This is a genomic window from Stieleria varia (assembly GCF_038443385.1).
Classification (GTDB): domain Bacteria; phylum Planctomycetota; class Planctomycetia; order Pirellulales; family Pirellulaceae; genus Stieleria; species Stieleria varia.
This window is the reverse complement of the sequence record NZ_CP151726.1, coordinates 2446280-2470937: the sequence shown is the minus strand read 5'-3', so window position 1 is coordinate 2470937 and position 24658 is coordinate 2446280. Positions and strand designations below refer to the sequence as shown.

Genomic DNA, 24658 nt, shown 5'->3' with positions numbered 1-24658 from the left:
CAGAGAATCGCACGGATGGAATGTTGCCGATGGCCGAATCTGTCGAGGAAATCCTGTCGTTCCTATTGCTGCACCCGGCCAGTCGTGGATTGGCCGAGGAGGAGTGCCGCAAAGTCGCCGCGTCGGGTGTCCGGATCCGCAGCTTTGCGCAAGACGAGATCGTCTATTCCGCAGGCGAGATCCCTGCGGCGATTTGGCTGATCGTCAGCGGGCGATTGTGCCTCGCGTCTCATCGGGATCAACCCCGAATCCCTATCGCACGATTCGGGACTCACGATCAAGTCGGTGTGATCGAATTGGTGCGTGGAGAACCCGCGACGGTGGACCTGATCGCGGAGGAGCCGACCTGGGCTTTGGAAATCCCGCACGACTTGGCGGTTTCCCTCATGGAGTCCTTGCCCGTTCTCGCACGCAATCTACTGCGTGACGCGGCCGTTCCGATGTCGGAGTTTTTGGACTCGTCCCAAAAACGTGAGTGGGCCAAATCACTGGCGATCATTCACGTCTCTCAACACACCCGGCAGGTCACTAACGCCGTGGTGGATCGACTGATCGATCTGGGTGAGTCCATCGGCAGGATCACCGATGATCCCGACCAAATCCCAAGTGAGACAACGTTTCGGTTCAGCGGCGAGGAGACGGCGGAGATCCGGGCTCAGTTGGGAAAGTGGACCAAGATGGATCGTGTGGTGTTGGAGTTTGAATCGGAAACCAAGACTGCCGACCCGCAACGCCTGTCCCCTTTGCTGCAATACGTTCAGCAAGCGTTCTTTGTCGTCACCCCGGAGAACCATGCCAAACTGGAAACCATGCTGTCCGATTTGGTCGCCCAGACGCGTGCCTTTCGTGACAAGTTGAACGTGATCTGGGTGGTGTCCGCCGCTGAACGCGTGATCCCCTTGGCACCTGAACTGCAGAAGATGATCACGCGTCATTTTGTTGTCCACCATGGCGACGACGAACTTCTGCACTATGGTGATTTACCCGACGGTCTGAACGCGGGAACCGAACGCATCGTCCACGCGCTGCGTGGCGTGCAGATCGGTTTAGCGCTCGGTGGAGGTGCCGCGCGTGGAATGGCTCATCTGGGAGTCTTTCAAGCTTTGGAACGCGCCGGGATCGTGGTGGACTTGATGGCCGGCACAAGTGTCGGGGCAATGTTGGGAGTGACCTACTGTGCGGGGTTTTCCGCCGAGTTTGCCCTGGGATCCTATCCGTCGGATCTGAAACTGCCGCGTTTCTTTAGGATGCTGCCGGGTGGCGGTAAGTGGTATTTGATTTGGAAGTATCGAACGCGTGGATGGGATCCCATGCTGCGACGATACTTTCAACGCTGGCGTCTGGAGCAGTTACCGATCCCGATCGAAACCGTCAGCGCGGATCTGGTCAGCGGCGAGGAAGTCATCCGGTCTCAGTTCGATTGCGTCGATGCGATCACCGAAAGCATCAATTTGCCCCAACTGTCCCCTCCGTATCTGCGAGACGGAAAAGTTCTGGTGGACGGCGGAATTCTGAATGTGATTCCCGCCGACGCACTGATCCGCCGCGGGGCAAACTTCGTCATCGGCGTGGACGTGGCGTCGAGGATGGAGCGAGAGTTTGCCGGAAACAAGCCTGATACGCCGACCGGGCAGATGAGAAAACCCAGCATTACCCAGGTGATTCGGCGGGTGCGTCAGGTCCAGGACCGCAATCTCTGCCGCATCGGTTCCTTGTCCGCGGACGTAACGATCACCCCGGATGTTGCGGACGTCGACATCGCGGCGTTCGAAGACACGAGACAAACCGCACAGCTTGGAATGGCGGCCGCCGAGCGGATCCTGCCTTCCCTGCGACAAAAGCTCCACGACCTGGATCCGCAGTTGTTTCCGATAACCGAGACGCCAGGTGTTCCCTGACGATTTTTTTTGCGTAGACTGCATGGTCAAAAGCCGCTGAGCGTCGACGCGAAGCTGATCCGCCATGAGGAGGCAGCGGACGTGTTTCCGGGGTTTCCGGAGTCACGTCACACGACATCGTGATTCGCGGTTCGGGCGATCGGTGGTTGGAACGTCCACATCTGGAGAGTCAAATGTTTCGTCGAGTTTTTGTAGCAGCGGTCGTGGCTGTGATGGCATTCACCTTCGCGTCCGACGCAGAGGCTGGCGGATGGCGGTTTCGCCGGTATGCCGCCTATCATCCGGTAGCGGTGCCGGTGCCTACCGCCGCCTACTACGCGCCGGCACCCGCAGTTGAGGTTCACAGCTATTACGCACCTGCACCTGTGGTTCGAGTAGAAGCCTATCGCGTGGCACCGGTATTGCCGTATCGTCCCGTCTTCGCGCCGCCGGTCGTCGTCGCCCGTCCGGCGTACTACATCGGCTGGTGATCGGCCGCCAAGCGTAGCATGAATTCCAGACATTGCCTCATTGTCGCAAACGCGTCAGTGGGGCAATTTGTTTTGATAGAGAAAGCTTTGCGGGGGCAGCTGCTCGAATTGTCCGTCAAGGATTTGCCGGAACCAAATCGCCGCGTCGTCGGCAGCAATGCACGCCGCCTTCTTTCCCGTGTAGGGCTCAGCCGTAAACAGAAGTTGACTGAGGAATCGAAACGCTTGCCCCTGTGCTTTGTTGGCACCGCGTTGATTAAACATCCACTGCGGGTCGCCCAGAGCGTCCGGGTATAGGCTCTCGACGACGTCAGCGAGCAAGCGTCTTAGCCGTGCGGCTATCTCACGTCGATGCGCAGGCACTCGGGGATCGTCGCTCAGTCGAGAGGAGGAGCGTTGAGGATCCAACGCTGGATACACACCCGACTCGGCAACCGACTGTGAAAAGTAAACCGTTGCGTCACAAGTCGTCCAATGCATCGACTCGGTGACGATGATCGCCAACAGACGGGATGATGCAGGAATCTCTGTTCGCATTTCGCGGATCGCGTCGCGGAACAGATGAATAAAACGTTCATCTTGACTGAAGACCACAATTGCACAACGAGATTCCCGAGATGACTGTTGAACCAAGTCCATCACATCTCGCGTTGCAATTGATTGCACCATTCGCCGTTGAATCGAATCTGGCAGAGTCTCCGAAAACTCTGCCGACATGACCTCGGCATCTTTCGATCCGGCGTCCAACAGGCAGAGTGTTTGATATGGCAATGACGGATGGTTCTGTAACCGGTACATCATCTCACCGGCAATGGTCTTTGCACCCGCTCCTGGATCACCAGAAATCAATACATCTCCGCTTCGCGGCAGCGGTGCCAATAGATCGATCGCTTTGAGCCCAGTGTCCAGAACTGGCAAATTCGCCGGATACGATTTCGCTTGCGTTGGACTGGTTCGCGACCGCATGACCGCAAACAAAGCGATGACAACCAACGCAACGAAGACGATTCCGATAATCAGCGGGAACATGGTGACGACCAATGAGGATGGAAAGTGATAGGAAAAAGGGGCGTCAGGAACACGGAGCGGGGCGTACGAACAGAAATATCGCTACCGATGATGGGGATCTCAAGCTTCCTGACTTCTTTTTCTCCTGGCTTCCATTCTTTCTGTCCCGTGGGAACAGATATTTCACTCTTCCAAATCGGCTGCGGCGCGATCGAGAGCGTCCCGCTTAACAATCACGTGTCACGGTTGGCTAAAACCGACTGTTCGGCAAATCGTTTTCTTCGGCAGCTCGCAGCGGAACAAATGGAAGCGGTGGGGCGGCTTTGGGTTCCCAGAGTTGAACGCGGACTTCGTCGATCACGGCTTCACCACCACCCAGCAGTTCGAACATGACCCTGACCTGCGTTTCTTCCGTGGCTTGTCGATACAAACGCACGGGCGTCCACTCTGTTCGCCCGCGGACCAGCACACCCATCTCCTGACCACCCAGTGAGTCGTAGACCAGTAGACCTTGATGGGGATTGCCGAATCCCATGGTGCGAACCATCGCATCGATTCGATACGCCTTGCCGGTCGGTATCCGCACAGGCGGACTTTGTAATTGGGCGACCGTTCCCGCGTAGCCGCCGGGCAGTTCGGTGTCCGACTGTGACGAAGCGATCAGACGCAACGCGCCCACGCCGTCAAAATGTCCTCGGTCGGTCCAGTAGACTTCGCTGGTCGCGCGGGCGACGCGTCTTTGCCCAAAGGTCCAACTGCCAGGCGCCAAGACCGTTGGTGAATCAAGTCCTCCGCTGGTCAACCGGTCCAGGCCCCAGCCAACGTCCTCCATCAAAGGACTCCATGCGATTTGCACGGCGGCCAAACCGCTGTCGATAGGCGGACAGCTTGTTGGATGAGGCCAGTCGGACATCAGTGCTTGGCTGAGCTGCCAACTGCATCGAATGCCCCAAGCATCGGCGCGGCGTGCGATTCGCAACGTTGCCTCTGCATCTCCGGCGCGATAAGTGGACTCACCCTCAGCAATCGTGTTGGCTGCCGCGGTGAGCAAATCGATTGGGATCGCAGCTTCAGCAGCACGCATCGCAACAGCTTGATTCCAGAGCTCGCGGGTGATGCGGACGCAATCCGTGGTCAATTGCCAACGGTCCAACGATGCTTGGCGGACAAAACGTTTGGCGGATGCGGACAACTTGCTGCCCAATGCCGGGTCGTCGCTGATGATGATGATTTCCGCCACATCGGGCGAAACGATCGGAATGCGAGCACCATCCGCCGTCGGAATGACTTCAATCCGTTCGGCAGAGAAGTGAGTCATGCGCCAGACCGTTCGGTTGGCTAAATCCGGTGGCAAGACAATCTCAATACTTTGCCCGTCCCCCGCCAGTACTTCGCTGCCCCGCGTCATCTCTGACGTCAACAGCAACAGGTCAGCTCCGTCGGCCGTGGTTAGGTGACCGCAACGGTAGCGTGCGCCCGACAAAGGCAGCGGAGCCGCTTGTTGCGAGCCAGCGATCCATGGCCCCAACATCGCGACCAGTCGATTGGTGTAGCCGAGCGCCATCGAACGATGGGCTGCCATCTCCGTTCCACTGGCCAAGGATCGCGAGGAACGAAACAGGATCGCGGCGGGCGCGTTCTCGATACTTCGAACCGTTTGCAGCAACATCGAATGCCAACGAAACATTCCCGAGGGCGGTGCGCCGATCGCCAAGCTGATCGCATCATTCTGTTCCATCGCGCGGTGAGATGGCATGGATGCGATGCCGACGGCAAATTGTACCCGGTCACCGACTTGGACTCGCTTTTCTGATGTCTCCGCGACTTCTTCCACAGCCGAAAGATCGCGTTCTCGAATCGGCTGGTCGTCGACCAATGCGTCCGCGATTGCGGCATAGTCTCGCCATGCTTCCGCCGGTGCAGCGATCACCGGACGTTGCCATCTGCCGGGGAAGTTTCTCAGGCGGTTGGATGACACCGTCGCTTGCCCGACGCGACTGGAGTCCAACGACAGGCCAGAACCGATGAACCAACCGGCGACGGGATCGAGCAAGGGTTCCAGCGATGGATCCGGCGCGGTGGGCGGTGGGGCATAGACGAGCAACTGTGCTTGGATGGCTTCGCGCAGGATCTCAGCATCCGGTGGTGCAGAAAGCAGTACAGCGTCAAACCCGAGCGAGCGGACCCACGACAATGGCTCACCGTTGTGTTGCAGGATGCGGATCACTGTGTCCGTCGGAAACGCGGTTTGGCTCACCGTGCGATTCGTCGGCTGCGTCAGAATGCTTTGCCCCAGTTCGCCGTCGGCTGAGCCGATACGAAACTGCTGATTACGATCGAGTTCAATTCCGCTGAAATTCCCGTAACCCATCGAAGCAGCGTCGCCGATCGATAGCATTCCCTGGACTTTGATTTCATCCAGTCGCACGGTCGTCGCTCCTGCACCGCCGTACGCATTGACGATGATCGCATCGACGTAGGGATCTCGCAGGTCGAGCGGTCGATTGAATTGCTGGCGAAGCGCGATGATCTTGAGATTCAAATCGCCACCAATGCGGCCTACGCCCAACGTGGTGAACTCGCCTGGATGGGTATACGAAGCACCGAACACGACGGTGGACAGAGGCCGATTGGTCAAGTCGTCTCGTTCGTAGGGAAAGCGGACACGCAAGCCTACTCGCAGGCCTTGCTTGGCACTCATCACGGCAACGGTTGCCGTCAAATCATCCACCACCATGACCGGTTCGATACGATACGCCAGCAGCGCTTCACTGCCGTTGCCAGCCACAACGGTCACGGTTTCACAGCCACCGCCATCGATCCCCTGATCTGCCAAGTTGCGATGGTCCACGACGCGGGCGTCGCAATCGGAGGTGTCCAGTTGCCAACGGGGCGGATAGGCGTCTAAAGAGTCGTGCAACTGTGCGTGTGCCGTCGACGCAGTCAGGTCGAGCAAAAACAGGCAGGCAACGACGGCATAACCGGCCATCCACCCGCCAAAGCGCACGGATTGCCTGGGCGGAGCGTTCGACGGCGATTCTCGATTCAATGATTTACAGGTGCTCATCAATCGTTGACTTGGAGCTTGAGTCCCGAAACAATCAGCCGCACGACGGGGGAAGTGGCTTCGGTAGAACGTTGCTCACCGGATCGTGAAACAAGGTGTGTGCGGCTGACGCGACAGAGTGTTGAAAAAAAACCTCATCCCATCGCAACCCGCCACCGCAGCCGTAAGACCTTTGTGTAGCAAGATTTAGGGCCTCAGGCCAAGCCGAAGTGGTGTTGTTTTTTTTCACCGTTGGCTTTTGACATCACAAAATTTGTGATCAACGTAAGTCCTTTGCTGACAACAGGTTTTGCTCGACAGGAAGGGAGTCCGTGCGGATCTGGCATCCGCAATGCAATGGAGTCAGTGCAAAGCAACCCCACGATTTCCTCGGAGCCCCTTCGAATGCAAAAGACGTCCATCGATTCGACTGACAAGTTCAATGACGAGACCCCCAGCGAGCTGCAAGAGCTTGCCAAAGCGATCGATGCGTTGCCCGCTCGTTACCGCGATGTCGTCGCCCCCGCGATGACCCGAGTGGTCGAATGCAGCACCCGACGCAAACGCATCCTGAACTTGGTCCAAGAAGCCCTCTCGCAATTGCGATTGGACATGAAGTACTTGGTATTTGACCTGGAAGCGACCCGCCGTGAGCGAGACCAGTACAAAGAGATGCTGGAAAAGGACGGCTTGCTGTAGTCACAGCACGCCGACTGTATCGTCGGCAACGAGAACATTTTCGAGAGCGGGCCCGAGCGACCACCGACATCGGTCGCGGGCACCGTTCGCTGCCACCGGCAAGGAAGCAGATCGCGGCCACGAAAAACACGAGAAGCCACAAAAAGAGAGCACTGATTTTTTGTGTCTCTTTGTGTTCTTCGTGGCTATCTGTCCCGGCACGCAATCCTATCGGACTTGGGCATCATCAAATGCTCAGCAATTCCTCTTTGACGCCACAGAAGTGTGTAAACTGGGGGGCTCTGCGATTGCAGCAGCCCCGCCTCTTACCACTGCCCAGATTCCCATGCCGATGCGTCATGCTCTGATAGTTTTTGTTGCCTTTGCTTGGAACGCCACGGGACAAGCGGAAATCAACCTCACATTGCCGGATGCGTCTGCCTCCGCGCTGGCAGAGACACTGGATGGTTTGGCTGGGCGACGTGGAAAGGGAGAGCTTGATCGTGCGGTGATCACGCTTCCCGACGGCACGTATCGGATTTCAAAACCTCTGGCGTTGTCGCGAGAAATCGTCGGCGACGGTCTAACGCTCAAGGCCGAGTCGCCGGGCAACGTCATTTTCAATGGTGCTGTTGTCTTGGAGGGACAAAGTGACTCTGAGGCAAATCGCTGGCGTTATCCGCTACCTGAATCGCTGGACCAGCAACCGCGTTCAATCTTGATCGACGGCAGATTGTCGACCGCAGCGAGATTTCCCGAGGAAGGTTACCCTCGCATCGAGAGCGCGCTGTCCGATCGACGCAGTGGATTCATTGTCGGCAAGTCGGATTTGCCAGATTCTTGGCAACTCGCTGAGCACGCGTGTGACGTTGTCTTGTTGCACGATTGGTCCAGCAGTCGCATGCCCGTTGCCTCCTACGACGCGGCGTCGCGCACCTTGCGGTCGCTTGGTCCGATCGGATGTGCCGCCGATCACTACGCCATCGATCATTTTGAAAAGCAGCCTCGGTACTGGTTGGAAGGGCATCCCGACTTTGCCGACGAACCGGGCGATTGGTACGTCGATCGGGTAAACAAACAAATCGTTGTCGTGGCGGCGGACACACTGGGCGATCCGCCGCGGATCGAATTGCCGGTCGTGGAAACGTTGCTGCAGGCTGAGGCACTAGAAGGCACCATCGATGGATTGACACTCGACGGTTTGGTATTCACCGGCACATCGTTTCCGATGCCACCGGGCGGGCTGGCTGGCGGCCAAGCGACGATGCATGAAGCACGAAACGCAGACGGCAGCCGTAACGGTCCGGGTCGTGAACTCTTAACGGCTGCCGTGAACTTGCGAGACTGCCGACATTGTCGCGTGCTGCGCTGCGAATTTCGGGATCTGGGAGCAACCGCGCTGTGGATCGGACGTCGCAGTCAGAATTGTCTGGTCACGCACTGCACGTTTCAAAGCATTGGCGGCAACGCGATCAATGTCGGCGAAGGACGCGAGCGGAGGGTGGACGGGGAAGTATGGACGGAGTCGGCGCCGGAGCAAATTGCAACCGGTAATCAAATCACGAAGTGCGAGATAAGCAGGTGCGGCGTAATGCTGCCCGGCGCCGTCGCCATCTGGGCGGGCCTGAACAAACAACTTGAGATTGCGGAGAACACGATTCGCGATTGTCCTTACACCGGAGTTTCATTGGGTTGGGTTTGGAACGACAGCGTGACGCCCGCAGAGCAAAACGTTGTGCGAGACAACGACATCCGCTTCGTCATGCAAGTGCTCAGCGACGGCGCCGGCGTCTACACGCTCGGTCGTCAGCCCGATTCCAGAATTGAAAACAATGTTTTCACCGATGTGCCATTGAACGCGGGACGCGCCGAGTCCAATGGCGTGTTTGCCGACGAAGGTACCACGGGGTTCACCATCACCGGCAATACGTTTCGTCGTATCGATCGATCGCCGGTGCGTTTCCACAAGGCCGGCAAAAACATTGTTTCAAAAAACCGTTGGCAGCTTGCAACCGAAGCGACGCCGCCGGTGCGATTCAACAACACTCCGCCTGAGAACATCGAGATCGTCGACAACGTTGAGTTGGAGCGTGAAATCTCGATCCTGACGATCGGCAACTCGCTGACTTGGGACACCAAGCCACCAAGCTTGGACGGCAACGTTCACTGGCATGTCGATTGCGGAAAGAGCCTGCAGTTCATCCAGTTGCACCCCGAGTCCCCTTGCGTGGCCACGTCACGTCTGTGGCCCACCGCGATGGCGACGACGCAGTATGACTTTGTCACTGTCCAGCCACATTACGGCACGACCGTCGACGAAGACTATGACGTGATCAGTGATTGGGTTCGGCAACAACCCTCTGCGATCTTTGTCATTCACACGGGGTGGGCCAAGCACGAACAGTTCGCCGAAGAATGGGCCGACGACGACCCGTCCGGTTTGCTGACTCACAGCAATGCACACGTTGATGCGTTATTAGAAAGGCTGCGAGCAGAGTTCCCCGAGCGCGAGTTCCGTTGCACCCAGTGTACAAGATTATTGGCATCGATTGCCAAGGACATTGACGCGGGAATCGCCCCGATCGAGAAACTCAGCGATCTGTACCGCGACGCGATTCATATGAAAATCGAATCAGGGCGTTTTCTGATGCACAACGCAATGCGTCAGGCATTGGGGCAGCCGTTAGTCACGCAATGGGATGGGCTGGATCGGTCTACCCAGGATTATCTCTCAAAGAAGTTGGCGGAGCCACGCCAAGTCAGCAAAGACTGACCTCTCCGTCACGTTTCTTCTCCTCTGCTCTTGCCAGTTCAACGGCTGCGAAACCGAAAACATTTTCCGCGTAACGCATTCGTGAATTGATAGGTAAAGGGGCGAAGGTTTGTGACGATGTGCACGTGTACATCCGTTGCGTCGCCAGTGTGTTGATCTACAACCTACGCCCCCGCGTTTTTCCTACGCCCTTCGAAAGCTACCCCCCCATGCATCGCTCTCATCGTCGCCAGGTTCTTAGTCGACCCCGCCCATCCAGGCCCCGTCAGAGAACCTTTCGTCGGCGGATGTTGATGGAACAACTTGAGTCACGACAACTTTTGGCTGCCGACTTCATCGTGGATGAGCCCGCCCGGGATCTGAAACTGCAAGTGTCCGGCAACGAAATTCGGGTCATCGATCTTGCTGATGGCTCATTCTCTCGAACGGTTGCCGTTGGAGACATCGACAGCGACAAGGTGCAGATCACAGCGAACTCGCTGCTGGTGGATTCGGCCGTCGGTTTAGACGGTGACTCGCTGGAGGTGACGGCGAACAAGATCGAGTTCAAGACGGGTGGATCACTCAATACGGCAGATTTGAATAGCGCGCCGAGCCCGGTCTCAGAAGGAAACTCGGGTGACATCACGCTGACCGCGAGAGAGATTGTTCTCGGCGCATCAACACTTTCCTCGGTGATTGTAGGCGGCGGCGCATTCAGCGCGGGCGACATCACGCTGACCGCCACGGACAAGCCACCGATTGCTTTGTCTGTCTTTGCCGACACGATCGCGCCAGCGCTCTACGCTCCCCGTGATGCAAAGATTACGCTCTCGGGAGCAACCCTGAGAGGAGACGATGTGTCGATCACCGCCGAAGGTGAGACGAGCAGTCGATGGGACGAAATCGGTGGATTTGGAGAGGACATTGGGCAAGAGTTGATCGGCAAACTGCAGGCAGTTCCGCAACTCGCGATCAGTGCGTTGTCACCGATCTCCGGTCAAGTAAAAATCCATGATGCATCCGCAGCGGTGTCGTTGACCGACGTTACGATCAATAGCGACGCGTCGGTGACCATTGGCTCGACCGCGTCGGCAGATGCTTCCTTCAACACGATTGCGATGAACGGAGCGACCACACTGGGCTCGGTGGTCTTGATTTCGTTGGGCTACAGTCAATCCAAGTCTTCAGCCACGGTGAACTTGCAGGGCAACACCGTGATCAATGCGGGCGGCTCGGTGGACATCACGTCCAATGCAAGCAGCGAATCCGCTGTGACCGCGCGGGCTGATGCCAATGCCGTGGGCTCCAGCAACTCGGTTGAGGCTGCGTTCAATGTGGCTGCGGCATACACCACAGAAAACTCGACCATCATGGTCAGCCAGACCACCAACATCACGTCCGGCGGTTCGGTAACGGTTGACGCGCAAGGCAAGGTGGTCAATGAAGTGACCGCCAGCACGTCCATTTTTGATGACGGCTTTGGCGGCGCGTCGCTGGCTGTTGGGGTCGACGACGCAACGATCAAGGCGGAAGTTCACGGCACGATCACGTCCAATGGGAACGCAACCAACCAAGCCTTGTCGTTCGCTGCGACGGATGTCTCCGCAGCCAATGATCAAATCACGCTCAACAACATACCCGCGACTCATCCACTCCGCGTGGGCGAAAGGTTTACTTACGACGCTGGACCAGGCAATGAAGGTGCCAAAACCGACATCGGCCTGGTCGACGGACGAACGTATATCGTTCGCGAAGCCAGCGATCCTCCTGCGGTTCCCCCAGGCAACGGTTTGATTTCACAAACGGTTCGCTTGGTCTCAGCGGACAGCATCGATTTGGATGCTCGACAGGTTCCCACCGGCAGCCAACACACTTTGACCAAGCTGGCGGCGATCAAGTTTGCGGCCACGGATGTGACCGCAGAAGCCGGAACCAATGACGGGTTGATCAGTCTGCCCACATTGCCAGCCGGCGTGACTCAGTTGACCTATTTGGGTTCGAAACTGGCGGCAGGAGAAGACGCTGATACGGTACTCGCTCCCATCGCCGGGCTGGCCCAGAATCAAACTTACGACGTCACCCGCGTCGGTAATCAGGTCAAGCTGAAGCTGCCTGGCGCGGCGGACTTCATCGATTTCGTGGCCCCGGCCAATGGCGAGCACGGGTTTTACTACACGCAAGCAGTCCAGACCTTTGACGCTCGTACAGCGGTGGATCACACGAAAGATACGATCACGCTACCAGCCGGTCACGGATTGCAAACGGGCGATTTGGTTTTCTATGGAACCGATCCCACGAAGACGATTGCGCGCGAGTTTGCGAGTTTCGGAGCAGGTGGAAATGCTGCACCGACCACGCGAGCGACCATCAATCTGCCCGACGCGCCGATTCGCGGTCTCGAAGACAATTTCGGCTACCACGTCATCGTCGATGCGCACGCACCCAATCAAATCCGCTTGGCGACCAGTGCCTTTGCAGCTGCCGCGGCAAGCATTGTCGACTTGACCGCCGGTACGGGAGCGGCCCACCAACTGATCCGACAGACCGCCACCTCAGGGATCGTTGTCAAAGCACACATGGACGCGTCGAATTCTGCGGAAGCCGGAATGACGCTCAGCGACAAAGAAGATCAGCCGTGGCCTTCCGTTACGGCTGCGGCGCTCAGTGGCGACATCGACAAGGTATTTGGCGCCGGCCAGATGCTGCTCGAAAAATTCCGGGGCATGGACGCGGTCGATCAAGCGGAGCAAAGAACCGGGACGGAGTCGGACAAAGACCCTGGCAAGGGATTCGATTTGGCGGGCTCGGTTTCGATTGCGTACTTCGAGCACGACGTGCACGCCATTGTCGGCTCGACGGCAATACTCCGGTCAATGGGGGACATCACCGTCAATGGGCACATCACCCAGGAAGTCGGAATGACGGCGACATCCGAAGCCACACGCAAGGGCACCGATGACTCCACCGGCAACGACATTGAAATCAGTGTCGCTGTGGGGGTCGGGATCTATGACAACGACGCCCAAGCCGTTATCCAGAATGGTGCCCAACTCGACGCATTCCGTGCTACTGCCATCACGGCTGATGTCGACTATCCCATGAAAGCGGATTCCGTCGGTGCCGCGATCAACCCGCTGACGACTTTGCAGGAAAATGGACTCAGCGGCTTTGACTCCCTCAACGATGGCTTGCTCGGACTCTCTGGGCTGTTCACTTCACAAACCAGGACCCTGGCGGGAAGTGCCGAAGACAAGTTCGTTTTGGCGATGAGCGCTGTCGTCACGGATTACACCAACAATGTTTTGGCAAGCGTCGGTGACAACGCCAAGATCAATCAAGATGCGACGCTGAATTCCAATGAGCAGTCCGTGCTGGTGGATGCAAAGCTCAATGCCATCCTGATCGACGTGGGACAGCAATCGGCGATCAACCTCAGCGCGCCCGGTTTCCTGGAATCCTATCAAAACAACCAGACACCAGACGGAGAAACCTTTGATCCCAAACAGGTCAAGGATTTCTTTACCGAGCTGGTCAATCCACTGGGCGTCTCAGGAAAGAATGCGGCCGGTGGAGCGATGTTGCTCGCTTTGGCCGACAACACCGTTGTTGCTCAAATCGGCCAGGGAGCGCAAGTCCATGCCGATGCCGCCGGGGTGACGGTGAATGCCGACAGTGATTTCTTTAATGTCTCGGTTGTCCAGACCGGCACCGGGTCCACCGACTTTGGATTCTCCGCTTCGATCTCGGCCGCTGATTTTGAGAGCGACACGCGGGCTAGCATCGGGACCGGCGTGACGATCGACGCGGGAACCTTGTCGGTCACGGCCAAGGACGTGCTGGATCGCATCAGCATCGCGGGGGCTTTCCTCAAAGGCGAGCAAGCCGGCATCGGCGCTTCGGTCGGGGTCAACCTGATCGACCAAACGGTCAGCGCGTACATCGGACGCGCTGACACGACGGCGGACCTTGCCGCGCCGGCCGCGACCGGCATCAATGTTCCCGGCGCGGTCACTGTCTCGGCGACTTCCGCAGGCGACATCTTTGCTTTTGTGATGTCGGGAGCGGCACAGGGATTCAAAACCGATGCGGACACACCATCGGCGGAAGACGGGGCGGCCAAGGCGAAGGTCAATTCCAATAAGGTGGGCGCGATCGCACTGACCGTTCCCGTGGCGTACAACGACGTTACCTCCAACGTTCAAGCGTACGTCGACCAATACAAGCTGAGCGTGGGAACGCTGAACGTCTCGACCGATTCGGCACAGGACATTCAATCCGTCGTCATCGGTGCCTCGTTCGCTCTCCAGACCAGCAGCACCGGCGGTGGATCCAAGCTGGATTTGGCCGGAGCGGGAGCCGTCGCGATCAATGATATCCAAATCGGTGCGGCAGCCTTCGTCAAAGACAGTGATGTGACCTCCACCGGAGCGATCGACGTTTCGGCAATGGATCGTTCCATCATCATGGCCGATGGCGGCGGCTTCGCGATCACCGCTGCCTCCAGCAGTAGCGCGGGAGCTGCGATTTCTTTCGGGGCCAGCATAGGAATCAACGACATCACCAGTAACGTGTCTGCATTGCTGGAAAACGTCGATGTGGTGGCGGGCGGAAATGTCTCGGTCAAAGCCAAGACGGATACCGACATCGACTCGCTCACCATTGCCGGTGCTGTATCGGGACGAGCAGGAACAAGCAGCACCACAGGGTCATTGGCCATCGGAGGTGCTCTATCATTGAACTCGGTCACCAATTCCGTGACGGCCGACATCGTCGACGGCAACGTCATGATTTCCAGTGGCGATCTGCTGGTGCAAGCGATCGATAGCACAGAGATCAACGCTGACGCCGGCGGGTTTGCCATCAGCGCCGCGGTCTCGGGTGGCACGACGTTGTCGGGTGGAATCGGTGTCGGATTGGCGTTCAACGACATCGAGAACACCACCACCGCAAAGATTCAGAATTCGCCGGTCAATGCGGCGGGGAACGTGACCGTAGATGCCAGTGCGGATACTGCGAAGATCGATGCCCTGACGGTCGCGGCGACCCTCGCCGTTGCGGGTGGGCGAGGGTTGAGTGCTTCTTTAGCCGCAGCTGGCGCGGGCACACACAACGAAATCAACAACACGGTCTCAGCCTTGATCACAGGTAGCGGCACCGTGAAGTCAACCGGCGGCGATATCAACGTGATCGCAAACGATACGTCGCTGATCAATAGCCAGTCCATCGGCGCATCGGTGGCAGCGTCGATCTCTGGTTCACAAGGTGCTGCGATCGCAGTGGGGGTATCGATCGCCCGTAATGAGATCTCCAATCAAATCAGTGCGGCGATCACCAACACCACGGTCAACGCTGATATTGGAAGTGTGAAGGTGGAGACAAAAGACAGTTCCACCATTAATGCGTTGTCCGTCGCAGCCAGCTTAAGTGCGACGGGCTCTGCAAGTGCCGGCCTGAGCCTGTCGGGCGGTGGTTCGGTGGCATCCAATGTGATTCTTACGGACGCCAACGCATCGATTACCGATTCGACGGTCACTGCTACCAGCGATGTGAAGATCAGTGCCGATTCGATGTCCACGATCGATGCCGGGGTCTATGGTTTGTTCCTCGGCGGTGCCGCATCGGCATCAGCGGCCGGGGCGGCGGCGATTGGTGCGGCGATCGCGAATAACTTCATCGGCTATGACATCGATGAAAACCACCAGTCGTCTGATGCACTAGCGACCTTGACCAATTCGAGCATCACGTCGAATCGGCTCAACATCAATTCGCAGGCTGGGCAAACGATCAACTCCGTTGTGCTGGTCGGGTCGGCGGCGATTGCTGCGGGTGGTGGTCCCGGTTTGGGTGCTGCCGGCTCAGGAGCGGAGTCACGCAACTTGATCAGCAAACATGTCAACTCGACGATCAGCGGCAGTGGTGGCGCGGGGATCAACGTTCCCGACGTGACGATGACATCAAGTGACAATTCGACCATCAAGACAGATACGGCGGCTGTGTCTGTCGCCTTGGTGGCGTCCGGCTCGGTCGGCGTGTCGCTCGCGATCGGAATCTCGCTTGCCACCAACCAAATCAACAACCACGTCGAAACGTCCATCACCAACGCGGTTGTTGCGGCAAACTCGGGCCTTTCGTTGACCAGCAATGAGGGCGCGAACATCACAGCGTCATCGATCGCGGCGGCGCTGTCTGCCGGTGTCGCGGGGACGATCGGGGTCGCGGTCAGTGGTGCGGGCGCCACGGCGGACAACCAACTATCCAACAAAACGCTTGCTTTCATCGAAGGCAGTACGATTACTGGCGGCAGTGCGAACGTTCAGGCATTCAGTTTTTCACAGGTCAACGCGATCATCGTTGCAGCCAGCGCAGCGGTGGGAGGTGGCAGCACGGCAGGGGTTGGAGCGGCAATCGGTGTTTCCCTCGCGACGAACACGATTGGGACACCTACGGACGAAGGCGGTCCCGGTGTCGGTGATCGTTCGTCCCAAATCATCGCATACATCGACAACAGTTCCGTTCAAGTTCTAGGAAGTATCAACGTAGAATCTCGGGTAACCGATTTCGTTGATGCAACGGTGGTAGCAGGGGCTGTGGCAGCGGGACTGGGAACTGTTGGAGCGGCAGTCGCGGGGGCGGGAGCATCGGTCAGCAATTCCATTCAGAATCAAATTCGGGCGTATATCGAAGACTCCACGGGGAGTGGGATCACGGGCGGTTACATCCATGTTCACGCTTGCAATGACGCCACGATCAATTCGTTGGTCGGAGCGGCCACGCTGAGCGGCGCCGCTGGTTTGTTTTCCGGGGCCGTGTCCGTGTCCGTCGCTTTGTCGGAAAACTTGATCAACAATGATATCGATGCCTACATCGCGCGTTCCAATGTGACCAGTAGCGATCGGATTGATCTTGAGTCGGGCGAGATGGCGAGGTTGACATCCGATGCCTTTGCTGCGGCGGCCTCTGTCAGCATCGGTATCGGATTTGCCCTGTCGGGTGGAGGTGCGGAATCAATCGGTGACATCACTTCTACATCAGATGCCCGGGTTCTGGACAGTACGGTTACCACCGGTGACATGGAGATCTTGGCGACTCACAGCGGTACAACGCTTGTCAAGACATCTGCGATCGCCGTGTCCATTGGACTTGTCGGCTTGGCGGCCGCAGGGTCCGTTGCCACCAGCACGGTAACATCCAATGCCAACTCACTGGTATCTGGCAGCAACGTGACAGCGTCAGGTTACGTCGGGATCATCACCGATGTGGCGCCCCATGCGAAGGCAAAGGCAGCCGGGCTGACAGCCAGTACGGGCGCAGCCGTCGGAGTGTCCACCGCCACCATCACATTGGACGGGACCGTCACGGCGAAACTGGACAGCAAAGGGAAGACATTTTCCGCCAGTAGCCTGGAGGTATACGCCGAAGCCTCGCCTCCCATGGGCTTCTACCTGCCGTTTGATCCAGACGTCGATCCAAACGCCGATCCAAGCGTCGCGCCTCCATCGCTGGCTTTCGCTCAAGGCTCTGCTGGCGGCTTGTTGATCGGTACGGATGCGACCGTGACCAGTGCGACCAACAACATCAAGGTGTATGCGGATATCGCAGCCGATTCTGTCGTGGATGTCACCAGCTTTGTCGATGTGATCGCGTTGAATTACACAGAACAAACCGCCGAGTCCAGCAGTTGGGCACTAGGGTTGATTGCTGCAGGGGTGACCCAAGCGACCACTACGTCCAACACCGAAAAGATTGCGAGGATTGGTGACAACGCTCGCATAACGGCACGGACTCTCAATGTGAAAACGTTTGGCGACGACCAAAACATTGCGGAAACAGCAGCAGGCGCTGCTGGTGGAATCAGTGGCGCGGTGGCGATTCCGAGCACAAACACAACGAGCCTGTCGAAAGCAGAAATCGGTGATGGGGCAACCATCAATGTTTCTGGCCTCATGCGTGTCAACGCTCAGCATCGCACTCGATATGATGCTGTCCTGACAGCCACCAGCGGCGGAGTGATTTCTGGTGGTGGTGGCGATTTGGACAACAAGATCGATTCCACGGTGATCTCATACATAGGTGCTGGAGCAAACATCACCGCCCAGGCGATGGGTGGTGAAGCACTCAATCAAGTCGTCAAGCGGGCACCGGGCGAGAACGGAAGCGTCGATGCGACCGCTGGTGGGCTCGTCGCGGGCGTGGGGGTCGACAACGACACCGAGTTGACGCTTCGCACCACGGTCGAAGTAGGTGACGGCGCGACGATGAATATCGGACGAATTGCCGGGGACCGAATGGTTCTCAACGCGGTCAGTGAGATCACCGCGAAAGATGAAATCACACTTCGCAGCGGTGGACTCGCCGCGGGTGGTATCAACGACAACACGATCCGAACCATACTGGATGATTCCCGTGTGATCTTTGGCGACAACATCGACATCAAAGTCAAGGGAGAGCTGGCCGCCTGGGCACGCGGTGGCGGCAAGATCGATATCCAAGCGAACTCGGAAACGTTTGGTGCCGCAACCATCGGGGAAGGAATCTCCACCATTGACATTCGCCCGACCAAGAGTGTTATCGTTCGCCCAGGCGCAAAACTCGAAGCGACACGCGACATCAAACTCTCCGCCGGTACTGGTACGGATTTCAACGAGGACGAGTACGACATCAAATCACGTGTCGACACCTTTGCGGGAAGTGCCATCCCAATCGACTTGATGGACGCCACTGCGACTTTCATCCAAACCAATTTGATCGACGTCATGGCAGGGTCGTCCGTACGTAGCGCCGGAGATATTCTGCTGCATACCGATCGATTCGGTGACAACAACGTTTTGGCTCAAGCCAAAGCGGTCAACTGGGTCTCAGGAATCACCAACGGGATCAACGCGCTGACCGGAGCCGGGGGCGTGGAGCAGTTTGCCGGCACCGCTAATAGTCAATCCAGCGGGGTTGTGAATGTCGCTGGTCTTGTCGAAACCGGGATTGCTCGGAATCAAAAACTGATCATCAACAGTATCACACAGACGGACCCCAGCCAGCCCAACAATCCTAACGCCTTTGTCGTTAACGAGTCGGCTCAGTCCACTGGTGACATCACCTACGACAAACGGATCGAGGTAGCCAAGACGTCACTCGACATTGCCCTTGAGGAAGCCCAGCGGCAATTGATTCAGTACAGCGGAAATCCGCAACTGAAGAGCTTCTATGAATCCGAGGTCAGTCGCCTGCGGGCTGAACTGAACAAGCAAGGATTTCTGGAAGTACCCAATGGATCAACGACCGGCGCGCAAGAGGTCGTGCGTCGTACCGCTTTGGTGTTGTCGATCGATCCGATCATTGCGCAGGCAGGATCCATTTCCATTCGAGCAGAACGGATTGACGGCGATGGGACCATGAACTCGCCCAGCGATGCGAGTGTTGAAATCATTAATAATTCGCAAGCATTCTTGCGTTTGGAGGGAATCACTATCCCAGATCAAACGGGAGGCACATTCCTCAACGGTCAATTGATTTCGGATGTAGCCGCTCAAGATCCCTTCATCCTGGTGGACAATCGTGCGGACGTGACCAGTTCCCAGATCACTCAGAACGGACAATTCCGATTCGCGTGGCCGACCATCAACGTGATTGGCGCCATCGACAACTCCAGTGGAAAGGTCACCCTGAAAAACTTGCCGTCTGGTGCCGGTTCAATCACGATCACCTCACGTGTCGAAGCCAAAGAGCAAGTCATCCAGGCGGGGAACTCTGGTTCGGTCACCATCAACCTGCCCGGCGTCGGCAGCGTTTATGAATTGGGCGGGCAAGCGTATCCGACATGGACCGATTTCGATTTTTCCTATACGTTTAATGTCGTGGGAGTACCGCTCTCTTTTCAAACCAACGACGGTGCAGGTCCGCATGAGCTACCACGTGGAACGGCGCAGATAAATTCGACATTTGGAACCAGCACCCCCGTGCTGAACACGGCGATCACCAGCCATCTTGCTCAACCCGCTCCGGCGGATTTCAACCTCGCCGGTGCTCGCATTTTCCTTTCCGCCGCCTTCGTTAATCTCAACGGTGTCATTCAGAGCGGTAAGAAGGATTACGCCCTGACTATCACGGACGCGATGGCAGCCGAAATCGAGCAGATCAGGAACGAGTTTGGTGCCTCGGGGCAACGACTCCTGGAGTCCAATACCAACGAAGACTTCCGCGTCCGCTGGGACTTCAGTGCCGAACGCATCGTGGTTGAGGAAGTCGAATCCACCGGTGGATATGTCGATATCACGGGACGAATCTCGAACACACAAAATGGTGCCATCCGTGTATTGAGCGGTTACTCGAAAATCTCGATCAACAACCCCAAGGATTACGACATCGAGATCAAACGATTGGATGTTTCGCGACGCGGCGAAGGAACGCTGATCATCAAAGACATCAATGGCGGATCGGCTGCCAATCCGGTGGTCTCAACCTATCGGCGCCAAGGCGATTACGTCTATCGCAACACGCCGCAGTTCAACGACCGGTTGTCTCCCAACTTTCAAGTCAACCACCTTCCTCAAAACGGCCTCCGCTATGGTTGGACCATTGCCGAAGAAAACCTGGAGCGAACCACCGTCAAATATGGCAGCTCGTCTTGGTTGGGAATCGATTTCGTTGCTCCCGATCCGGAAGATGAGATTAGCCGCACCGTCGAGCCGATCGGTGTGCCGCGAATTACCGAGTCGGGTGTCTATTTCTTTGTCGATCCCTCCAACGGCGAACGCTACAGCTACTCAACAAGCACTGAAAATATCAGTTCGAACACGAGGACTTGCTGTAACTACAACGAAACCAATTGGATTGGCACGACAACGTACTACGCCACGACGATTACCGAAAATGGCGAGCGAACGCTTCACAACCACAGCATCGAAGCCGACCGCCCCATCTCGATTGAATTCAGTGGCTATGACGAAGGACGGATTGAAATCCAGTCCAAAGGCAATGTCTACATCACGGATGAGATCGAGAATCCTTCCGGAACAACGACGATCCGTTCCGACAAATCAGTTTTCGGAGAATCCCGCGGTGTCGTGGGCGGTCGTATCATCGACATCGCAACGGAAACAGCGACCGGTGGATCGATCGGCACGCCCACACAACTGCTTGGGACCGATGTCAATGGCGAGATCGACTTTGATTTCATCTCGACTCAATCAGCAACCGGACAGAATGTGCAACTCTTCGAGGGACACCGAGTTCGCGTGGCGGCCGATCATACGGCCGGTGGAGTTCCCGGCGCAGTGTACGAGTACGTTGATACCACGCCGCGAACGCTGAATCTGGTGACAACCGACTACACGACTGGCCGATTCCAAAAGATAGAATTAAATGCTGGAATCACGCTCAATACTCGGCAAGGCCATATCGGAGTTTTTGAAACTCGTGGTGATTTCTTGCTTAATCGAGTGATCGCAAATGGCTCTCAATCACCTGTTGCAGACGGTGACGTCGTACTGCGAGCCGAACGTGGCATTCAACCCGGTGGAGGGCCAGGATTTATCGGGGTGGACGGCAATTCGATTGATTTGATTGCGGACGCTGGAGACATTGGTTCTCTGGATGGGCGTATTGCGGCCGATGCGGGGTACTTCAATGCGGTGAAGGATCCTACTCACCAACTGTCGGCTCATGCCACTGGTGACATTTACCTCAACCCCTTCAGCACTTTGATCGTGGATCAAATCATCGCGGGAGGTGTTGTCGACATCTTGCTCATCGGCAGCGCGGCAATTGTTGACGGCAATCTGATCGACATCACAGATGAACGCTCCATCGCCGAAATCACGTCGGCTGTCTGGAGTGATTTGCAATTGACGGCAGATCTTGGAGCGGACCTGAAGCGGACCGAGCGTGTTGCGGCGATCAAGGAAACGCAAAACCAGCTTTACGACGCCTACTGGAAATTCCGTAGTCGTCAGGCAGACCCGTCCGTCTACGACCCTGCTTTCCGGGTGACGCTATTGGATGCAGAACGAGACTTCTATACGCCACTGTTCACGCAGCAGGGAACCGAGCAGTCACTCACCGGTGCGGAGTTGGATCAGTTCGTCGCGACCAAGATGACGGAGTTGGAAGACGGTCGGACGCAGGAGTACCATGCTCTTCACGCCACATGGGGAGCTGTGGGAGACGCGTACAACCCAGACTTTGACTACACGTTGACTGCTGCGGAAGAAGCAGAAATCGACGCTTCGAACAAAGTCTGGACAACGGAGGAGCTGCTCAATCTGCGAGGAGTTCACTTCTTGAATGTGACCGACACGGAGTTTGTCATCGAAGAACCAAATCTTGTCGGCAGTGAAATCCGAATCAATGCCGCCGGAGGGATCGGCAGGTATCAAAACGGATTCAGCATTCGACTCACCGACGATGCGGGGAATCCAGCCGTGCTGGACTTGGACGAACTTGCGGCGATTGCAGCCGCCGAACCCGGCGACATCATTTATGCAACGCAAGAGCCGTCAGAAGTGATTGCCTCCATTGGCGGTGGCAACACCATCACGCTGGAGGCTCTTGGTGGTGGAAACGCCGGAACATGGGCCGCTCTCGGATTCTCCGTCGGGCAGTCGATCTCGCTGGAAACCAGCACCCGCGACACCACGGACAGCGGAACGTTCTATCAAATCAGCGCCCTCAACGGTGCTGCAATGACTTTGGACACGGGAGGTCGCACCCTGCAGACGGATGCTGCCCGAAACATCACCATCGCCCCCGTGATCACGAATCCGGCGCAGCAAGACCAAGCAGCTTACATTCGTGTGCTGCGACGTGAGGACATAGACGTCAAGAGTGACGGTCCGATCTTCGCTACTTCGCCACGGCACATTTTCCTGGGTTCCGAATCAGACCTTGCGATCGGGCGTGTGCAGGCCGCCAGCGACGAACGCGTTCAGATCAAGGTAGCGGGCTCCATCACCAATGCGAGTGGGGGCAACAGTGAGGTCATCACCGGACAGCGAGTGGTCATGGAAGCATCGTCAGGGTCGCTCGGAACGATCGATCAACCGATCAGAATCGACACCGCTTCGGGTGGCTACGTGATCGCGCGAGCCGCAGGGGATGTCGTGATTGATGAAACCAATGCATCACAAACGGCAGGCGATTTGCAAATCAATCAGGTCTTTGCGAGACAGGGAGCTGCGATTCTGACTGCGGACGGTTCTATCGTGGACGCTTTCCCAGGCGACGAAACAAATGTGAGAGCGGCTGAAATCGTTTTGGATGCCGGTGCAGCAATTGGATTGCCAGGAAATCGTTTCGATGTCGACGTCATCGGGGAAGGCCAATTCTCCGCATTTGCTGACGGGGACATCTTCGTCGCTGAAACCGCTGGTAATCTGGGTGTTCGACATGTCCTTTCGATCAAAGGGAGCGTCGATCTGTTGGCCGATGTATCGATCTTGGACGCGTCCGATGTCGTCAATGCGTATGCACGAGACTCCGTCGATGCGGAAGCCATCGAGGGGCTGCCGCGGACCGATATTGTTGGCAACAACATCACACTGACTGCCACGCTCGGAACCATTGGCATTCCAGGAAACGAGGTCGATTTGGATCTCGGCGAGGGCGGCACGTTGACGACGTCGATTGCGGTCGGGCAAACCGGCCCGTTCATCATCGAAACGGGCAGCCTACTGGTGCTCTTTCAAGTTTCGCCAAACGGTCCCAACGGTGCGGCTGATCCGCCACCGCTTGCAGGATCGGCAGAAACACCGACAACTTGGTCGACCCAGCGAAGTAGCCTTCGGGAACTGGTGGTTCACTTCAACAAACCGCTGGCAAACATCTCTCCGGCGGATGTGATTCTGACGAATTTGGGTGTCAATCCAAGCGACGGAAACTCGACCGTCGTTCCCCTGACCCAAGCCAACTTGGAACTCAGCCCTGATGGCGCACAGTTGACAATCAAATTGGGCGTCGGCGAAATTGTGGATGGGGTCTACCAGTTGGAACTCAGACCAGCAGCCGCCGGCGGACTGGTCCAAATGATCACCCCCGACGCACAGAACCGTTTGTACTCCTTGCGTGCCGACTGGAATGGTGACGGTGGCGTCGACCTGCTGGACTTCTCAAGCTTTGTCTACTGGTTCTTGCAAGAAGATCCGGTGAGCCCGGCGTATTTGGATTTGAACAACGACGGCGGTGTGGACCTGCTGGACTTCTCGACTTTCGTTGAAAACTTCCTCAAAGAAGTCAACCTTGGCGGCGGAGCGTCGAATCAGTTGAACGTCGGCAGTGATCCCGAAGGTGAGCTGATCTCGTCGGTGACGACACTCTCCTCACCAACAGATGTCAACGGCGACGGACGAGTCTCCGCGCTCGACGCGTTGAACATCGTCAACTATTTGGGCGAAAAGAATCCAGGTCAGTACGACGAATGGCGTCGGGATGCAAATCGCGACCATCGCGTTTCAGCCTTGGATGCGTTGGTCGTGATCAACCAGATCGCGGCGGATCGTCGATCGCAGAACGACCCATTGGAGTCAGAATCGGTCGGCAGCCCTACGCAAACTCAATCTGGAAATTCGTCGGCGTTGATCGATGCGGCGATGTCTTCGCAGCAGGATGACGCTTATGCTGAGGTCCTGCCAGTGGCCGAGATTCTGGCAGCCGAACAGAGCCTCCGGGTTTCCGGGGCCGGCCAAGCCCAAAATCCCTCACGCAGCTCGGAAGATTTGCCGCTCGCGGATAATTCCGAATCAACAGATCCAGAGTCAGCGGTCGATTCGGCAATTAGCCTTTTGATGGAAGAACTGGCTTTTTAGTCTGAACTCAC

At 57.1% G+C, this 24658-nt stretch carries 7 protein-coding genes; 5 read left to right on the top strand and 2 right to left on the bottom strand.

Annotated features, from left to right (window positions below):
- Positions 1-29 precede the first annotated feature (29 nt).
- Positions 30-1898, top strand: a complete 1869-nt coding sequence (locus tag Pla52nx_RS08445) for a patatin-like phospholipase family protein (protein WP_197455131.1) — start codon at positions 30-32, stop codon at positions 1896-1898.
- 173 nt (positions 1899-2071) lie between these two features.
- The gene (locus tag Pla52nx_RS08440; protein WP_146523591.1) at positions 2072-2368 is read left to right on the top strand and encodes a hypothetical protein; all 297 of its coding nucleotides are present in this window, start codon (positions 2072-2074) and stop codon (positions 2366-2368) included.
- Positions 2369-2422: 54 nt separating this feature from the next.
- On the opposite strand, the gene Pla52nx_RS08435 is transcribed toward Pla52nx_RS08440, so the two are convergent.
- Both Pla52nx_RS08435 and Pla52nx_RS08430 read right to left on the bottom strand, forming a co-directional pair.
- Positions 2423-3397: a hypothetical protein gene (locus tag Pla52nx_RS08435; protein WP_146523590.1), complete on the bottom strand. Its 975-nt coding sequence runs from the start codon at positions 3395-3397 to the stop codon at positions 2423-2425.
- Positions 3398-3626: 229 nt separating this feature from the next.
- Positions 3627-6443 (bottom strand): hypothetical protein, encoded by a 2817-nt coding sequence (locus tag Pla52nx_RS08430; RefSeq protein WP_146523589.1) that lies wholly within the window; start codon positions 6441-6443, stop codon positions 3627-3629.
- Between the two features lie 384 nt (positions 6444-6827).
- Here Pla52nx_RS08430 and Pla52nx_RS08425 point away from each other — a divergent pair, with 384 nt between their 5' ends.
- The 3 genes from Pla52nx_RS08425 to Pla52nx_RS08415 all read left to right on the top strand — a co-directional run bounded on the left by Pla52nx_RS08425 (position 6828) and on the right by Pla52nx_RS08415 (position 24647).
- Positions 6828-7121, top strand: a complete 294-nt coding sequence (locus tag Pla52nx_RS08425) for a transcriptional regulator (RefSeq protein WP_146523588.1) — start codon at positions 6828-6830, stop codon at positions 7119-7121.
- Positions 7122-7446: 325 nt separating this feature from the next.
- Entirely contained in the window at positions 7447-9873 is a 2427-nt protein-coding gene (locus Pla52nx_RS08420; protein ID WP_146523587.1) for a right-handed parallel beta-helix repeat-containing protein, read from the top strand.
- A 293-nt stretch (positions 9874-10166) separates the two neighbouring features.
- A complete protein-coding gene (locus Pla52nx_RS08415; protein WP_197455129.1) occupies positions 10167-24647 on the top strand; it encodes a dockerin type I domain-containing protein in 14481 nt (4826 codons plus the stop codon).
- Positions 24648-24658 lie beyond the last annotated feature (11 nt).

Bases quoted from the DNA above. Each gene is read 5' to 3' on its own strand.
- Pla52nx_RS08445 (WP_197455131.1), top strand. From the start codon at position 30: ATGGCCGAATCTGTCGAGGAAATCCTGTCGTTCCTATTGCTGCACCCG.
- Pla52nx_RS08440 (WP_146523591.1), top strand. From the start codon at position 2,072: ATGTTTCGTCGAGTTTTTGTAGCAGCGGTCGTGGCTGTGATGGCATTC.
- Pla52nx_RS08435 (WP_146523590.1), bottom strand. From the start codon at position 3,397: ATGTTCCCGCTGATTATCGGAATCGTCTTCGTTGCGTTGGTTGTCATC.
- Pla52nx_RS08430 (WP_146523589.1), bottom strand. From the start codon at position 6,443: ATGAGCACCTGTAAATCATTGAATCGAGAATCGCCGTCGAACGCTCCG.
- Pla52nx_RS08425 (WP_146523588.1), top strand. From the start codon at position 6,828: ATGCAAAAGACGTCCATCGATTCGACTGACAAGTTCAATGACGAGACC.
- Pla52nx_RS08420 (WP_146523587.1), top strand. From the start codon at position 7,447: ATGCCGATGCGTCATGCTCTGATAGTTTTTGTTGCCTTTGCTTGGAAC.
- Pla52nx_RS08415 (WP_197455129.1), top strand. From the start codon at position 10,167: ATGGAACAACTTGAGTCACGACAACTTTTGGCTGCCGACTTCATCGTG.